Below are 13,874 nucleotides of genomic sequence, written 5' to 3' on the forward strand. Positions count from 1 at the left end.
CCCGGCCTATGGCCGGGTGGGTCTAGCGTTGTCGGTTCAAAGGGCTAAGGCCTGGCAATCGTCGCAAAGACCTACCTGGAAAACCTCAAGATCGGCGAAGCAGCGGGTGCATTGCTCGACATCATGATCTTCGGCGAGCTTGCTGATCACGTCGCCATACTCAGCAACCAATGCGGCGTAGTGATCGCCAGTTGAAGCGTCTCCCCTCAGCTCATAGTAGCGGTCCTCGCTCTTCGAGTAGGCTTTGAAAACTGGCTTTCCGTTGAACTGGCTGGCACCTACAGAAATTGGCGCTCTGTTGCGTAGCAAAGCGATAGTCTCGGGCATGGTTTGCATTGGATTGCTCCTCAAGTATCAGGTTGACCGTGTCCTGGGAGATGGCCAACAACACCTGATAAGCGGTTCTAAGCGGCAAGCGGCCCCGGGCTCGGCGCCAGCACAATGAACCGCCGCTGCAATAAGGCCCTCAATCAGTTCTGGCAGCCTAATTGAGCGTGAGCGTAGGCGTAAAAAACCCCGGACTGCTTGAGCAGTACGGGGTGGTGTAGCGTTAGGTGCCAGACCCGGTGCCAGGCCATGCGATGGCCGCTGGAAAGAATCACGCCTCGCGGCTGTAAGCCTTAATACGCGCGTCCGCGGCCGCCAGGTAGCCCTGAATCTTCCCAATCGCTTTGGCCATGTTTTCAAGATCATCGGGCTTTGCACGTGAGCACGAGATGTTCGACACCTCGGCCAGCACTCGCTGGGCAACCTCTTTCCAATTGGTTACCTCATCGGCGCTGCAGCAGGCATGGTAGTCATTCACCTTACGAAAAAGACGATCGAAAGCGCGACGGTAATCGGCGACAGGGACTGTTTTGGTGCTGCTCATGGGGCACTCCTCAGAAGGGAAATCTGGTTGAACTTGCCCATGGGGATGGTTCACGCACGCGTGTAATGGGTGCCAGCGACCTTGTTCCACCATGTAATTCATCCCTGAGGACGATGTTTAATTCCTCAGGAGAAAACCCATGGCAACACTCGTGAAAGTATCGACCTGCTTGACCCCAGAGCTAGCACGAACCGTCGTCGAAATGGCATGCGTCGTACGCATCGCAGAAACTGGAGAGGGCGTAGAAATCCGCGACACCAGGCCCCTCCTCGATCGCCTGGCATCACCAATTCGGGGGCGAGGAATTGTGCGTACCCTTGGCGACACGCATTTCGTCGTGACCGAGGACCTGGCGAAGCGGATCGACGCAAAACACCTACCAAGTGAGCAGGCCCCGACTGAGGCTACAGGTGTCGAAAACGACGCACTGAAAACACTCATCGCTGATCGGTTGGGTGCTATGGGCTGGCTGATCGTTGATGGGCTGAGCTTTAACTGCACATCAGCAGTGGCCAAAAAAGAGTACCGAACTGCGGTTGGCATCAAGGAGGCGATCGCCTTTCTCGAAGCCGGAGATGAAGGTGCCAGACGCCTGATCGCTCAGTACTACAGCGAGGGCAATAACGTACTGAGCACAACAACTGCGCGATTCACTCCTGACTGGTCGCCCGAAGTTGTTGAATCGGGCGCCAGCCGATTCGCGGCCGAAGTTGACGACGTAATCAGCGACACCTATGCGGTACGCCTGCTTCGCCATCGAGACCAAGCCGCTGATGGCGCATAACACTCTCAGGCTCACTTAGGCAAACGCACCACCACACCCCGGGCTCGCCCGGGGTTTTTATTACCCAGCTTCGTAGTTCATGTGCGCCATCACCAGGTACACCGCCAACCAAGCTCCGTGGAGTCACCATGAACCACTATCAACACCTGATCGCGGACCAGATCCGGTCCGTCCAAGGACAGAAAGACTATTGCTTGCAAGTCCTATCCGCCGGCGGCCTTGAACCCTGGGAGTCGAAGGAATACAGCGACCTGGTTGAGCAGTATGACCAGACGCTCAAGGAACTGAATGAACGATTGCCTGAAGCAGACTGATCCCTCACCTCATCTATCTAACCTATGGGAAGAACACCATGACCAACGCAATCGAAGCACAAGCACAGAAGGTCGAAGCTGCCTACGCAGTTACAGGCAGCGTCAATCCAGAATACGAGCGCGAGTTCGACATCCTCTCCGACATGCGTCGTGCTGAAATGGCCAAGGAATTCCGCTCAGAGCGTGGCCTGCCTCCCACGGCGAAAACCCCGTATGACTGAGCCTCAGCTATGAGGTTTGAGCATGCACCACCGCCCCCGGCTTGCTGGGGGCTTTTTTCGTTATGCTTCCTACAGACTGAGCCGGGTCGCCCATATCTTCGGGCTTAGGGAAGCTTACTGTGCGGCGTTATACGGCCGCCAAGCAAAGGTAGGCACGTGTGCCTACTGGCATGAAAATAGGCACACGTGCCTATCTAGGCCTGTGCCTCTTCAGTGTCGAGCTTTGCAGCCTGCTTTCGACGCTCCATCAACTGTTGCATGTACACGATCCCGTCTCGAAGCGCATTCACCGCCCAGGTTGGGCAAGGCCGGGAAGATTTCTTGGTCGGATCGTTGAGCCAGGATCGAACAGCGCGATCGGAGCAAGGCCGCTTGGTGACGGCGTTGATGAGCATCGCGCTCTCGCGTTGTTTGACGTCATACTTTTTCAGCAGCGCCAGAAACGCTTGCCGGTTGGCTTCACGCCCTTCGTCGTCCATCTTACCTCCAAACGGTTGAGAATAGGCACATGTGCCTAATAGCTGCATTCTAGGCACTTGTGCCTATCAAGGAAACCCCCAGAGCGTGCGCGAACTCAAGCCCGTACGGTGCCCCGATGCAGCCTGGCTCAAAAGCCGCCCCCCATCACTTCAACTTCGAGCGAGCGGAACTTCAGCCACGGCCCTCGAAACCACTTCAAGTTCATTTTCAGTGATACCCAGTAGCCCGGGCCAGATTCGGACCATAGCCGGCTAGCGCCAATACCTAAAACCGCCTCCGGTACGAGTGCTGATGATGACTTGATCAGGCTGCAAGGCGTAGCAATTACTGTGACGCATTACTCAGGACCATGCATACCCATGAGGAATCCATCATGACAACTGAGCAAGCACTAGCGCCACATCTGACCAGCACAACCCATGTTGCGGTTGAGCGAAAACACTTCATCGGAACTGGCCGGAATGCCTGGCTCATAACAGGTCGAGTTTGTGGTGATGACGACGACACTGCCTATCTGGTGCTGGCAGATGATGAGGCCATAGCTCAGGAGACCTTCAAACGGGAGCTTCGAGACTGTGAAGTGTTGCAGAACGACGCCCCAAACGCGGATGATCTTCCTGAGATCTACATCATCCAGAGTGACATGCTGAGCTGAGCATTTTGAGGAAAACGCTCCACCATACCCTGGCCTCAGGCCAGGGTATTTTTTTGAGTGCGCCAGGCATGGCGCGTTGAGCGACCACGCTCACAACAGGGATAGGCTACTAAACGCGGCTGCTTGGTCGAAGGCTCATATCCCAGCCGTCGCGTAAGTTGTACCAGCCCCCACAATTTGCTCCCTCATGGCCTGCCCATGCGCCTCCAGCTCCTCTACCTTTCGCTCAAGCTCCCAGGCTCGGCGGTAAAGCCGCTGGTTGATAGCGATTACCCACTGCAACGCAGAACGCTCGCGGTCGCCGATATCACCCGAGTCGGTGCCTTGACCAACCCGGGCTAGAATATCGGCAGGAACCTCCGGCAAAGGTTCATCATCCCACAACATGCTGCCTCCTGTACTGGATATAAAAACAGTATGCGATGACTTGGAGCTCCAGCCAATCCCTGGCTCAGCGCCACCCCACACGGCGGCCTCCCATTCTCGTCAGTGAGCTTCCCGTAGCAGGGAAGTCAGCAGCCAGACGATGAAGCTTACTTAGCATGGGTGCGGGTAGTGCACAAACTCATTGTTTATCAACTGAAACGGTGTATACGTATTCGTCACCATTATCGTTGTCTTTATATTCGCGCTTTCCACCGCTAGGAATCACATCAGTTATAGAAAGCCTGTAACCATCAGTCCGAGGATAGTCAACAACAAGACCACCAGCTTTGTCGGTCCCCATATCCGCCAAGTGCACGTAGTTAACGTCCATTGTTAAGCGGACAGTTCCATCACTAGCAACATAAGGCGTGAAATAAGCGGTGGAGCCGAGCTCCAGATTAGCAAGTCGCGCCTTATTCGGATTGATTAGCTTCCTGTACTTCTTGTACTCAATATTTCTGTAAGCCTTTCGGACACCACTTTGAGTTGTCACGCTATAAGCATCTACAATATCGCCATTGCGAGTAAGCTCAGTACTAATGACGATTGACTCTGCCGCCGAGGCATTAACCGCTAGTGCAGCCATAGCTGCGAGGACAATTGCTTTCATGAAATCCTTCACACACCAAAATCACATTAGATGCCTTCGACCCCAGCATCTGGCCGGCACAGAGGTCGAAGTTGCCTACCTGTCTTGTTTTCAAAGATGGGGCAGATCTCGCAGCAGGGCTTTGAGCTCATGCCAAGGATGCTGAGCATTTTCCGTCTCGTTCGAACATCCCGCCCTATGGACGAATGCATCAGCTGCTTGATCTACAGCCTGACTGGACTGACACTCTTGGCACCAAATGATCGAGTTCTCGACTGACCATTTATCGCCGAAAGCATCCAGATCCTGATCAAGCTGGCTGTATTGCTCGTCTCCGCTCATCTCGTTCTCCCGTTGTTGGCGCGTACCGTACGCCTATCTTCGACCTGGTTAGGTTGTGGTTCAGTATGAAGTGTAACTGGCGACAACGGATTTCCCACAGCCAATAGCGGGCATTCCATGTTGGCGGAATGGGGCCAGGTACCCGTTCTGTTTTTGCCCCCGGTGACACCGGGTGGCCGTCACCTATGACTCCATTTCACGGTAAACTTGCGCTCCAATTACGCACCTGCGCCATCCGATGGCTCGCAGCGTATAACTCACAAAACAGGGAGAGTGGCATGCTGACCTTCGAAGACCGGTACACCGCAGCTCGCGACAAGTTCTTTGCTGAGAACCCGCAGGCTATGAGAGAGATTGAGGCGGTCAGCGCAGAGGTGATCAAGGGCAGTGGGATGACGGTAGAGGAATATCGTAGCCAGCAACGGTTGCAGGTATTCGCCGAGGCGGCTAAGAAGCGGGGCGTTGAGCTGGATGAATTTGTCATTCATCTGGTCGCCCAATCTCCTCAGCAAGCTCAAGAATGGCGGATCGAGCGCCATCGCCAAATGGCTGAAGCGCTTGGGTCATCCTGGGAAGAGTACAAGGACCTCAACCGAATTACTGAGTAGTCCAAACGATATTTCGTTGAACCGGATTCTCTGGTGAGGTAAGTTGGCGCTCGATGCGCGGGGGATTCCAGGTTGCGGTTCGTAACAGCCGCTTCGTGGTTTCACCTCAGCTGCTCCTTTCATGGCGTTACGGCTAGGAAAGTGAAGAGCCTCGGATTTTTCCGGGGCTTTTTTGTGGGCGCCTCAGAAGCGGCGACCTCTCTCCTATCATGACGATGGTTCACAACATGGTGATTGACGTACACAAGATCGCGCATGACTTTCGCGCATCGATCGAGGAACAGAAAGCCTTGGGCATTCTCCCGCGGCACATGGCAGGTTTTCCACATGCCTGCTGCGCGGTGACGTCCGAACTGCTCGGCGACTACCTCAACAGCATACCTGGGGGCCTGGAAGCGGAAACCGTTAGCGCTATGCGAGACGGCAAGCCTCACATGTGGTTCGTGGTGAATTCGCTGATCGTTGACCTAACTGCAGACCAGTTCCCTGACGGACGTTCGGCGGTGTATGTGGGGCCAGAGGACGCCTGGTACGCCGGCTGGGAAGTCGATCTGCGTGGCAAGGCTTCACACGGCGGAACCTGCACATCGAATGACGAACGAGCGGTGTTGGAAAGGTTCATCGAACATGCCGGGCTACCCACCTTCGATTAAGCTGCGCAGCCCCACGTCGCGCCCCCTGAGTGCGTAGTCAGGGATGAGGCCGCCGGATAACGTCCACCCGGCGCCCCTCTGCCCAGCCCTCACCTATCTGCAGCGAAATTAGCCTTTCGAAGCCACCCCTCTACCGACGCAGACCGGGAACGTTCCCGGGCGTCGATATGCCGCCCCCTGAACATGCCCCACGCTCGATAGGAACGCCCGTCGACTGAGACCCAGAACACGACTTGCTCCTCATCCACCTGCCGAAAAATTGCTTCTGGTGCTGCTCTCATGATTGGACCTGCTTGATATTGGAGGTCCTAGAATGGCGTCACGACCATCGGCAGAGTGAGCTCACGCTCGGAACTGAAGGGCGTACGCCAAAAGCTGCGCGTTCAGTTCATCTCGGTTCTCACCATAGTGAGCTTCTCGATGGCAGTTCGGGCATAGCGCCACGCAGTTGTAGAAGCGATCCGACACGTCCGCACCCAGCACGTGGTGCACGTCCAGGAAGCCGGGGAATGTCCGACTCTCGGCGCATCTTTCACATCGGTACTGAGCCCGCTCCAGCACCGCAAGTCGCACCTTAGGATCTCGCTTCACGTGTGACCGGATAGTGCTCACCCTCTCCCCGAGGTCACGCCCTAGAGCCGAATAATCCGGCACTGGGCAATCGTCTAATGTGTCGTCAAGGGCTGGCGGTATCTGACCCGCCACAGCCAGCTTCGCGAGATCAACAACCCCTGGCCATTCCCACAATACATCGGCTACCTGGTGGGTATCTGGCAACCGATCATCTTGAAGCCACAGCGTTGGGCTTGTTCCGTTTTGGGCATGGTTCTTCCTGATGCGACCTTTCAGCCCCATGCGCAAGAGCTCATCGCTCACCTCCCGCTGCCGATTCCAGATCTGGTGCAACGCATCTGTAGGGATCAGGGCGGCATAGACCACGACCTCACCTTCACGCTGAAACAGGAGGTTGTGACTGACGCCAAGGGCTAGGTCTCTCCCCACCACATGCTCCAATGTGGCATCCCAGCCACCAGGCCGAAGGTGGGCCGTCAGCTGAGCAGCTGAATATCTCTGCTCATTCGAGTTGCGACCATCTCGGCGCCAGCATAGGCGAACCCGGGCTTTGACCTCCTCACCATCATTGTTGAGGAACGTGACAAGCTGCTGGGATGCTGAGCCAGTGGGGATTCGCTGGTCTGCAATTACACTGAAGCCGCAGGCCTCCAGGAATGGACTGACTGCATCGCGTGAGCGCTGTTCCGCGGCGAGACTGTCAGTGCCTCGAAACTGTCGGGGTGATGACTTGGACACCGGAACTCTCCCTTCGAGCTCACAACTGATCATGGCTGCTCAAGTGCATGGACGCAGTCCAGTCTGGCTCATAGCTCACCGGCCTGCTCGGTCCTTTTAATGGACAAGCCCCGGGAGACCGGGGCTTGGGGCGTGCACAGGGTGGTGATTTACTACGAGCCAAGCTAGTACTGGGGCAACTCATCCTGCAGCGGTCTGAACAGCTTGGTGAACGGCTGCTGTTCGAAGCCCCGAGGCAGCCGGTTACCCGGCCCCAACATTGTGAGTCGCAGCCGCCATGCTTCTTTCCACGACAATCTGCTTTGACGCAGCCCAGCGTCGTGGCGCACTGCAGCGCGAATACTTTTGATGATCTGCAGCCCAACAGCCGCTTTTGGCTCTGCCATTTCTGCCGGCGCTGCAGCTAGTGCTGCACGATGCGCTTCGGTCGACCGGCAGGTTTTGCAGGTGACCCCATTGGGCTTCGTGATCGAAACCAGATTGTGATTGTTTCGACCACAGGCAACTTGGTCCGGGCCAATTTCGTAGTGGGTTACCATGTTCGATTTCCGCCCTTGGCTGTTTTCTATGGATCATTCTCACACGTTTGTGCGGGCGTTTTTACAAAGGAATGCTCGGCCCTGCTGGAATCAGGATCACAAGAGATCTGGTTTCAGCAAGCTTTAATTACTTTTTGTGTTTCGGAAGGCGTTGCGCAACTTCCTCTGGGGTTAGGTCCTCCAGAGGGACAAGACAAGTCGCGCCACGACAAACCAGAATCATACGAACACCATCTGCAGACACACCCTTGTAGTCGCTGTGCGTACTGCGATAGATCAGGTCAAGCTGTGCTTTGGTAACAGTTGTCATGCTTGGTGCCCTCAAGCCGCAGGCTGATCCGTCTGGGACATGATTGCCTTGGCCGCATGGTTGATCATGTACAGTTGCGCATAGAGGCTGTCGCACGTCTCAGTTATGCGATGCTCGTACCACTCGTCTCCCAGGCACAGCACCGCGGAGTTGTCCTTCATGAAGCTATGGGCTTCTTCGGTGAAGCCAATATCCTCGGCTTGGTCGAAGAGATCGTCCCAGTGCATCCAGCGATCATCTCCATTCGACATGTCTCGGCGATGCGTGGCGGTCAGAGCGCGGAATTCAGCCCAGTGCGCGCCTCGAACCAAGTCCGAGTCCTGCGCCCATGCCGGCAGGGTATCCCAAATCGCCTCAGAACAGTCATTGTGCAGCTCACGGCAGATGCACGACACTAACACCTGCCGGAACAGGTCCTGGCTGAACACCTTCTTCTTGTGGGACTCGTTCAGCTTGGTGTGCAGGTAGTAGGTGACGTCATCGCCGGCCAGGAATTTCATGCCATAGCTCAAACCGACACCGAACGTTAGGTGACCAATATCGCCGACTACCGCGATACCGAAGCGAGTCATCATGATGTCGAAGGCATAAGCCGTAGTGCCCTCGGCTTTGCATCGCCAGATCTCTGCGTCGTCCTGGTTCACCAAACACGTATAACGATGATTCTTGAGCTTTTCAGCAGCACGGGCTTTGCGCTCGTCTTCATTCTGCCGGCGTTGCTCGATGTAAGCAGCACGCGAATTCGCAACATCCATGATCGGCTCCTAAGGGGTTTGGATGCTGAAAAGATTAAACTATAGGGCAACTATTTTCAACGACATGCAACGCTCTACTTTTACCTTAGAGCCATGGCGCCCAGCTTATCTCTCACAAGTTGGCGTTGATTCCTCACTGCAGATTGCGGACATTTATGCCTGCCCTGGCACTTCATGCGAACGCTGACAGAGGGCGGTCAAATGGCACACCAATATCTACCCGTGGTCCAGGATGGGCACTGCCCTGCCCCACATGTATCGCCCCCTTGGAGCTGACCATGCCTTTGATTGCGAGATTTCGCGAGTTCCTTCAACGCCGCCAGGCGGCACGACTCGATGCGCGGGCGATCGGCTTGCAGTTGGTGCACCTGCACAGCGAGTCCGCACGCGACCATTTTGTGTTTCCTGGGCTCAACATCACTGCGGCTATCGAGCATCGTGGCCTCCGCATCGGCCACGTCGCTTATGGTATTAGCCCGCTGAACGACCGACTGTACATCAGCAACTATCAGGTCCTTGGCAGTCACCGCAACCAAGGCCTCGGTATGGCGGCGCTGTGGTGCCTCAGCCGAGTCCACAGCATGCCATTGGCCACCGTGCATGAGGTCAAAAGTTCTAAGGGCTTCTGGACTAAAGCAGAAGCCCGCCTCGCTGCTGCTGGTGTCCACCTGCTGCGCGATCTTCGCCGCTATGACCTGTCCGCCGAACAGCAGAGATGGCAGCACCTGGTACCGGAACCGGAGCACATGCGACTGACCCAGGAAGTGATGAGCACCCCAGAGTGGCCGGCAATAAAAGCCAGCAATGACGCAGGGCCCAGTCCATACCGTCAGGGCTGACTACCCTCTGCGCCAACTGACCGCCGTTCAGTTCGAGTCGCTGGAGAGCAGTGCCCAATGCAGCAGAAAAAGGTTCAAGACGAACCTCTCATAAGCGCAAAGATATCGAAGTGCTGGTCATCTTCACCGGCACTGAGCTTTGGGCTTCCGACATCGCCTATTAGATCCGTGGTCGCAGTGATCTGGACCGTTTCAGGATCGATCGGCACAGCGCCTCGCAATGTCAACCGATCATAAAAGGATGGAACCATATCGACGACAAACAGCGTGTAATCGTGTGCGACTGCAACTTGGTACAACGCCCCGATTAACCTCTTGCCAAGACGCTGATGTCTCATCGTCTCTGGCATGAAGATATTCGGAATAAGCATCTGTCTGGCGCCGTGTAAGAAATGGAGCCTGAGAACGAGCGTTTTCCGTTCACTCTCCACATCCTGTTTGCAACGAGCCTCAATCAGAGATTCCCCGTCACTCGGCTCATGCGTCAGTTCGATTTTGGTACCAGTCAGGCTGTCAAACCCGGGCCTGAGCATTTCGCATATGACTGAGTAGGAGGTTTCAGTGACTGCTACCGCAGCGGTCGTCAGTTCCACATTTTTTCCTTAGAGATCGGCTTAGCCACCCAGGGTAGCTTTCGCAATTCGGACATAGCACGCACCTTAACGCTGAACGCAACCAAGCCTCCGTTGCTGATCATGGTTGGGTGGAGTTCGTACAGGCGGGCATCCTGGTAGCGCTCTTGGATGTCATCACTCTCAGGCTCTGCGGCTCGCCGATCACGACGATACCCCAGTGCTCGGTGAGCAGACCAGCGAGAGTGGGAGTGAAGCACGTTTACACGGCTCTTGATAGGGCTGGTACCACGGGGTCGACTCCAACAAGAGCGTTAACTGGGTAGCCAAAATACTGGGCACAAAAAACCCGGCCGAAGCCGGGTAGGTATCGCTTTGATGTCGAATCCCGACACGCCGAGCGCTGCTGGCGTGCACAGGGGCTAGTGTCAATAACCTTGACGTTTAATGAAGCCGGTGACCGACTCAATGGTGGGATCAACAAGCCCATGGTACGCATGGAAATGAAAATCCTGCTCCTCTTCTTCCCACAAGGCCAACTGATCCGAGTCGAACGCCCAACGCTTGCCGCCGTGGGTGAACTCAGTCCAATCATCGTTCGCTTGGTCCTGAGAATTAGAGTCCGCGGGAGCTGCCTCCTGATCGCTGACCGCGACAGCCTCGACAACCTCACAACGAGTTCGGCATTCATCCAGTTCTTTCTGCGCCATAATGGCATCACGCATTTTGTCACCAAGCAAGTAGGACACTTTGTATTGCATATGAAATTCACCCCTCAATTTAGTCTTGGTTCCAATCAAGCGCAGAGCGCTCATTTTTCTCGTTAGACAGCGTGACGGAATCGGACCAGCTGAACGGGCACAGTACCCAATCGATAGCTGTCACCGAACAGTGAAGTACCCATAAAACCACCGTATTTGAGATCCGATTTGCAAACGGTGCGTAATTCGCCGTTATGTTGAACTGTATCGCCAGCACGAATCATGTCGATGTGAGTTTTAACTGTGTCGTAGTTGGTCATGGTGTATTTCCGTCCGATTTCCCGCAGCTAATCGCCGTGAAAGCAGCCGTCGCAGAACGCGGGTAGTAGACAAGTCCACTAATCTCCAGACGGAGGCTCTCTTCAGTAATCGCACGGCCCAGTGCTTCCCAGCCGTCTGCAGTAGCATTCAGTGGAAGCCCTACAGGCAGATCACGCAGCTCTTGCGATACCATGATGCAGAGTGGGCGCATCCAGTTTTTCATTGTCAGATCCATTTATTGCCGGAGTAAACATTCACACCACCCTTATGGAGCAGCTCGCTTACTTCGCAGTAACGGTCGCTCAACTCCCCGTGTGACTTGCCAAATTGCGCTGCCAACTCACATTTGATGCGAGCCGTTCTTACGGGGCCTCGTACTGCTGATTCTTGAAGTCCCTCAAGAGCCTTGCCGAGTGACGCTGCAGCGCCTCTCCGGGCCGATAGCGGCTCTACTTCGTTTGAAAACACACTCACAGCATCAGAACCCAACGGGATAGGTTCAAAGTACTGCCGAACAGAGCGGGGCACATCTTCGATAATCCGCGGGTATAGCAAGCCTGTACGACCGTGCTCCTTCAGCACGGCTTGGACATGCGTTTCCTCAGGAACGGTACAGTTAGCTTTGATGGCGATAAAACTGGGCATGGCATTACCTCGATGTTGTCCTAACGCTTGAGGGATGAGCCACACCCAGCATGAAGATCCGCCGCCCTGCTGCAGGAGGATGGTGAGCAGTACCAGGCCATTGGCGCGGATCAGAATCGACAAAAAAAAACCGGCGGAGCCGGGTGAAGGTAGGCGACGACTTACACCGGAGGGACTACCCGGCGCACGGGTAGCAACCCGCGTTTATAATGCATGCCAATAAAAACGGGGCAGTCGGCCAGCTGGCGCCATGTTGTAGCGTCATCCCCCAAGAACTGGTCATCTGCTTGCATCGTCTCGCCTGGCGCCAGCAGGCGATACCCAGTTGCCTCGGTCCGACCAGCGCAGGCGGACAGTGCCGCATGCACATCAGCCAGGCGGACGAATTCGCCGTCGTCAGCCTGGTATTTTTCGAGCGCAGCCATATACGCAGGCAACTCAGCCAGTTGGGCCCTTAACGAGCCGCACTCAGCTTTGAGCGCGTCAATGTCATCCGAACTGAGCTTGCTCCTCTGCAAGGCCCCGATCGTGACCAGCGCTTCACGAAACTGATCAACGTAATGCCCAACGCTGGTCGCCGGGAACTTGCTCAGCAAGCACTCGTCGTCGACAGCAGCGTCTGTATCTTCGGCCTCTTCTGACGGTTCACCTGGAACCATGAAAAACTCGCGCTCCACGGCCCCCAGGTAGTCCGAGAAGCGCTTGATGTTTTCCAAGTTTGTCAGAAGCACACTCAGAGACTGCCCATGGTGCACGCCGATTACGTCGTACACCCGGGCCATGTCGCGTTGTTCAGCGGACGAAACAGATGGAGCCTTCAGATAGACCTCACCTCCACCCTCCTCGTCCGTAATCGTGTCATGGGCAATCAGCAAGACCTGGCCAGCATGCTCCAGAGCCGCGATGCCCCCTTCCAGTAACCACTCCAGTCGAAGGCCCTCCTCCTCATCCGCTTGTGTTACCGCAACCGCTTCAACACGGATTGGATCCTCGCTGCCCAGGGCCTGTGATTGCGGCTCCAGCAGCTGCTCCCCTTGGTCTGTTAACTCCCACAGGCCAGGGCTTCGCTGAACTCGCTTGAGCAACCCCAGCTTAGTGAGCACATCAAACCAGTGGTTACCGATGTCGGCTCCCTGGCCGTCGCTGGCGCACTCGTCGAAGCGCTGCAGCTTCCGAATGACCAGATTAGCGAAGGGCGGCAGGCTAGCCAGTTGTCCGTGACGACTCATGCTGCTACCTCGACCGGTTGTGTGAGCGCTTGCTGGACGGCTTGGACGATCCGGAGCAGGTACAGGTAGTCCGGATTGTCTTCTGTTGCGCGGTCAACGGGGTAATGCCACTCATCACCGAACAGAAGGGACAAGAGTTCGGAATGGTTCCAGCACTCCCGCAATGAATCAACATCGCGGAGCTCATCAAGGCGCCTATACAGCGAACGGGCTTCCTCTGCGCTGAGATACCCCAGCTCCCAATCGGTACCACTGCGCTCCCGCCGGCGATCGATGATGCACTTCACTGAAAGCTGTCTGAGAGCCTTTGCGCTGAAGCGTGTGCTGCTCAGGCCGCGGCTCAGGCAATTCAGGACGTACTCGTCAGCGCATTTGGCGACGAATTGGGTCACTGTCCTCTGACCCATTCCTCCCCAGTAGGCTGTCCAGCTCTCTCCCGCACAAGCGATAGTCAGATTCCCCTGACCGGAAATGTAGTCTGGGTTGTGATCTTGTGGCGAGGCCCTAACGCCAAGGTCTTCCAAGAAAACTGTGATCGGGTCAAGGTTCACGGCTCCCGTGATGACTAGCTTTGTTACCACAGAACGCTCTACAGTCAGGCTCGTGGCTGATGCTGCTTCAGCACTGCAGTCCATACCCATATCATCCTCATGCTCAATGGATTCATAACACGTATGCATACGTTACATGCGGGCGATTGAACTGGCAA

At 55.7% G+C, this 13,874-nt stretch carries 23 protein-coding genes; 7 read left to right on the plus strand and 16 right to left on the minus strand.

Translation table 11 applies throughout. The features are described 5' to 3' along the window. Positions 1-36: 36 nt before the first annotated feature. Complete coding sequence (locus APH34_RS17380) at positions 37-336, minus strand: hypothetical protein (RefSeq protein WP_023662057.1); 300 nt, start codon at positions 334-336, stop codon at positions 37-39. Positions 337-598: 262 nt separating this feature from the next. Beyond that, on the minus strand, positions 599-871 hold the full coding sequence (locus APH34_RS17385; RefSeq protein WP_023662056.1) for a hypothetical protein: 273 nt from the start codon (positions 869-871) through the stop codon (positions 599-601). 139 nt (positions 872-1,010) lie between these two features. Here APH34_RS17385 and APH34_RS17390 point away from each other — a divergent pair, with 139 nt between their 5' ends. From APH34_RS17390 to APH34_RS17400, 3 genes are all read left to right on the plus strand, one after another. Next, the gene (locus tag APH34_RS17390; RefSeq protein WP_039614347.1) at positions 1,011-1,655 is read left to right on the plus strand and encodes a hypothetical protein; all 645 of its coding nucleotides are present in this window, start codon (positions 1,011-1,013) and stop codon (positions 1,653-1,655) included. A gap of 128 nt (positions 1,656-1,783) precedes the next feature. Further along, on the plus strand, positions 1,784-1,969 hold the full coding sequence (locus tag APH34_RS17395) for a hypothetical protein (RefSeq protein WP_023662050.1): 186 nt from the start codon (positions 1,784-1,786) through the stop codon (positions 1,967-1,969). 38 nt (positions 1,970-2,007) lie between these two features. Beyond that, a complete protein-coding gene (locus APH34_RS17400) occupies positions 2,008-2,190 on the plus strand; it encodes a hypothetical protein (protein ID WP_004577593.1) in 183 nt (60 codons plus the stop codon). 194 nt (positions 2,191-2,384) lie between these two features. Here APH34_RS17400 and APH34_RS17405 read toward each other — a convergent pair whose 3' ends face one another. Next, the gene (locus APH34_RS17405; protein ID WP_004577594.1) at positions 2,385-2,669 is read right to left on the minus strand and encodes a hypothetical protein; all 285 of its coding nucleotides are present in this window, start codon (positions 2,667-2,669) and stop codon (positions 2,385-2,387) included. Between the two features lie 374 nt (positions 2,670-3,043). On the opposite strand from APH34_RS17405, the gene APH34_RS17410 reads away from it, so the two are divergent. Next, positions 3,044-3,325, plus strand: a complete 282-nt coding sequence (locus APH34_RS17410) for a hypothetical protein (RefSeq protein ID WP_023662049.1) — start codon at positions 3,044-3,046, stop codon at positions 3,323-3,325. A 135-nt stretch (positions 3,326-3,460) separates the two neighbouring features. Here APH34_RS17410 and APH34_RS17415 read toward each other — a convergent pair whose 3' ends face one another. The 3 genes from APH34_RS17415 to APH34_RS17425 form a co-directional block, all read right to left on the minus strand. Beyond that, a complete protein-coding gene (locus tag APH34_RS17415) occupies positions 3,461-3,712 on the minus strand; it encodes a hypothetical protein (RefSeq protein ID WP_023662048.1) in 252 nt (83 codons plus the stop codon). A 178-nt stretch (positions 3,713-3,890) separates the two neighbouring features. Then, positions 3,891-4,361: a hypothetical protein gene (locus tag APH34_RS17420; RefSeq protein ID WP_023662047.1), complete on the minus strand. Its 471-nt coding sequence runs from the start codon at positions 4,359-4,361 to the stop codon at positions 3,891-3,893. Between the two features lie 90 nt (positions 4,362-4,451). Next, entirely contained in the window at positions 4,452-4,682 is a 231-nt protein-coding gene (locus APH34_RS17425; protein ID WP_023662046.1) for a hypothetical protein, read from the minus strand. 278 nt (positions 4,683-4,960) lie between these two features. Between APH34_RS17425 and APH34_RS17430 the strand changes: the two genes are divergently transcribed. After that, a complete protein-coding gene (locus tag APH34_RS17430; protein WP_023662045.1) occupies positions 4,961-5,290 on the plus strand; it encodes a DUF6388 family protein in 330 nt (109 codons plus the stop codon). A gap of 227 nt (positions 5,291-5,517) precedes the next feature. Next, positions 5,518-5,943 carry a hypothetical protein gene (locus tag APH34_RS17435; RefSeq protein ID WP_039614349.1) on the plus strand — a complete coding sequence of 142 codons (426 nt, stop codon included), beginning with the start codon at positions 5,518-5,520 and terminating at the stop codon, positions 5,941-5,943. A gap of 342 nt (positions 5,944-6,285) precedes the next feature. Here APH34_RS17435 and APH34_RS29950 read toward each other — a convergent pair whose 3' ends face one another. The 3 genes from APH34_RS29950 to APH34_RS17450 form a co-directional block, all read right to left on the minus strand. After that, the gene (locus tag APH34_RS29950; protein ID WP_231115678.1) at positions 6,286-6,882 is read right to left on the minus strand and encodes an HNH endonuclease signature motif containing protein; all 597 of its coding nucleotides are present in this window, start codon (positions 6,880-6,882) and stop codon (positions 6,286-6,288) included. A gap of 536 nt (positions 6,883-7,418) precedes the next feature. Beyond that, positions 7,419-7,793, minus strand: coding sequence for a hypothetical protein (locus APH34_RS17445; protein ID WP_023662043.1), 375 nt, complete (start codon positions 7,791-7,793; stop codon positions 7,419-7,421). 321 nt (positions 7,794-8,114) lie between these two features. Continuing rightward, complete coding sequence (locus tag APH34_RS17450) at positions 8,115-8,858, minus strand: hypothetical protein (protein ID WP_023662042.1); 744 nt, start codon at positions 8,856-8,858, stop codon at positions 8,115-8,117. A gap of 278 nt (positions 8,859-9,136) precedes the next feature. Here APH34_RS17450 and APH34_RS17455 point away from each other — a divergent pair, with 278 nt between their 5' ends. Next, a complete protein-coding gene (locus APH34_RS17455; RefSeq protein ID WP_031324879.1) occupies positions 9,137-9,697 on the plus strand; it encodes a hypothetical protein in 561 nt (186 codons plus the stop codon). A 74-nt stretch (positions 9,698-9,771) separates the two neighbouring features. Here the strand turns inward: APH34_RS17455 and APH34_RS17460 are convergent, their stop codons facing one another. The 7 genes from APH34_RS17460 to APH34_RS29955 all read right to left on the minus strand — a co-directional run bounded on the left by APH34_RS17460 (position 9,772) and on the right by APH34_RS29955 (position 13,557). Continuing rightward, entirely contained in the window at positions 9,772-10,290 is a 519-nt protein-coding gene (locus APH34_RS17460) for a hypothetical protein (protein ID WP_039614350.1), read from the minus strand. 407 nt (positions 10,291-10,697) lie between these two features. After that, a complete protein-coding gene (locus APH34_RS17465) occupies positions 10,698-11,084 on the minus strand; it encodes a hypothetical protein (RefSeq protein ID WP_023662039.1) in 387 nt (128 codons plus the stop codon). An 8-nt stretch (positions 11,085-11,092) separates the two neighbouring features. After that, positions 11,093-11,290 carry a hypothetical protein gene (locus APH34_RS28730; RefSeq protein WP_039614351.1) on the minus strand — a complete coding sequence of 66 codons (198 nt, stop codon included), beginning with the start codon at positions 11,288-11,290 and terminating at the stop codon, positions 11,093-11,095. Beyond that, positions 11,287-11,514, minus strand: a complete 228-nt coding sequence (locus APH34_RS29255) for a hypothetical protein (RefSeq protein ID WP_128637219.1) — start codon at positions 11,512-11,514, stop codon at positions 11,287-11,289. Before APH34_RS29255 ends, APH34_RS28730 begins: the two co-directional genes overlap by 4 nt. Positions 11,515-11,516: 2 nt before the next feature. Further along, a complete protein-coding gene (locus APH34_RS29260; protein WP_155738441.1) occupies positions 11,517-12,059 on the minus strand; it encodes a hypothetical protein in 543 nt (180 codons plus the stop codon). A 38-nt stretch (positions 12,060-12,097) separates the two neighbouring features. Next, positions 12,098-13,165, minus strand: a complete 1,068-nt coding sequence (locus tag APH34_RS29760) for a hypothetical protein (protein ID WP_023662036.1) — start codon at positions 13,163-13,165, stop codon at positions 12,098-12,100. Further along, positions 13,162-13,557, minus strand: coding sequence for a hypothetical protein (locus tag APH34_RS29955; protein ID WP_231115677.1), 396 nt, complete (start codon positions 13,555-13,557; stop codon positions 13,162-13,164). Before APH34_RS29955 ends, APH34_RS29760 begins: the two co-directional genes overlap by 4 nt. Positions 13,558-13,874 lie beyond the last annotated feature (317 nt).

It is taken from the genome of Pseudomonas sp. NBRC 111131 (assembly GCF_001320525.1).
Classification (GTDB): Bacteria; Pseudomonadota; Gammaproteobacteria; order Pseudomonadales; family Pseudomonadaceae; genus Aquipseudomonas; species Aquipseudomonas ceruminis.

Excerpts from the sequence above, each read along its gene's own strand:
- APH34_RS17380 (WP_023662057.1), bottom strand. The coding sequence starts at position 336 with ATGCAAACCATGCCCGAGACTATCGCTTTGCTACGCAACAGAGCGCCA.
- APH34_RS17385 (WP_023662056.1), bottom strand. The coding sequence starts at position 871 with ATGAGCAGCACCAAAACAGTCCCTGTCGCCGATTACCGTCGCGCTTTC.
- APH34_RS17390 (WP_039614347.1), top strand. The coding sequence starts at position 1,011 with ATGGCAACACTCGTGAAAGTATCGACCTGCTTGACCCCAGAGCTAGCA.
- APH34_RS17395 (WP_023662050.1), top strand. The coding sequence starts at position 1,784 with ATGAACCACTATCAACACCTGATCGCGGACCAGATCCGGTCCGTCCAA.
- APH34_RS17400 (WP_004577593.1), top strand. The coding sequence starts at position 2,008 with ATGACCAACGCAATCGAAGCACAAGCACAGAAGGTCGAAGCTGCCTAC.
- APH34_RS17405 (WP_004577594.1), bottom strand. The coding sequence starts at position 2,669 with ATGGACGACGAAGGGCGTGAAGCCAACCGGCAAGCGTTTCTGGCGCTG.
- APH34_RS17410 (WP_023662049.1), top strand. The coding sequence starts at position 3,044 with ATGACAACTGAGCAAGCACTAGCGCCACATCTGACCAGCACAACCCAT.
- APH34_RS17415 (WP_023662048.1), bottom strand. The coding sequence starts at position 3,712 with ATGTTGTGGGATGATGAACCTTTGCCGGAGGTTCCTGCCGATATTCTA.
- APH34_RS17420 (WP_023662047.1), bottom strand. The coding sequence starts at position 4,361 with ATGAAAGCAATTGTCCTCGCAGCTATGGCTGCACTAGCGGTTAATGCC.
- APH34_RS17425 (WP_023662046.1), bottom strand. The coding sequence starts at position 4,682 with ATGAGCGGAGACGAGCAATACAGCCAGCTTGATCAGGATCTGGATGCT.
- APH34_RS17430 (WP_023662045.1), top strand. The coding sequence starts at position 4,961 with ATGCTGACCTTCGAAGACCGGTACACCGCAGCTCGCGACAAGTTCTTT.
- APH34_RS17435 (WP_039614349.1), top strand. The coding sequence starts at position 5,518 with ATGGTGATTGACGTACACAAGATCGCGCATGACTTTCGCGCATCGATC.
- APH34_RS17445 (WP_023662043.1), bottom strand. The coding sequence starts at position 7,793 with ATGGTAACCCACTACGAAATTGGCCCGGACCAAGTTGCCTGTGGTCGA.
- APH34_RS17450 (WP_023662042.1), bottom strand. The coding sequence starts at position 8,858 with ATGGATGTTGCGAATTCGCGTGCTGCTTACATCGAGCAACGCCGGCAG.
- APH34_RS17455 (WP_031324879.1), top strand. The coding sequence starts at position 9,137 with ATGCCTTTGATTGCGAGATTTCGCGAGTTCCTTCAACGCCGCCAGGCG.
- APH34_RS17465 (WP_023662039.1), bottom strand. The coding sequence starts at position 11,084 with ATGAGCGCTCTGCGCTTGATTGGAACCAAGACTAAATTGAGGGGTGAA.
- APH34_RS28730 (WP_039614351.1), bottom strand. The coding sequence starts at position 11,290 with ATGACCAACTACGACACAGTTAAAACTCACATCGACATGATTCGTGCT.
- APH34_RS29255 (WP_128637219.1), bottom strand. The coding sequence starts at position 11,514 with ATGAAAAACTGGATGCGCCCACTCTGCATCATGGTATCGCAAGAGCTG.
- APH34_RS29760 (WP_023662036.1), bottom strand. The coding sequence starts at position 13,165 with ATGAGTCGTCACGGACAACTGGCTAGCCTGCCGCCCTTCGCTAATCTG.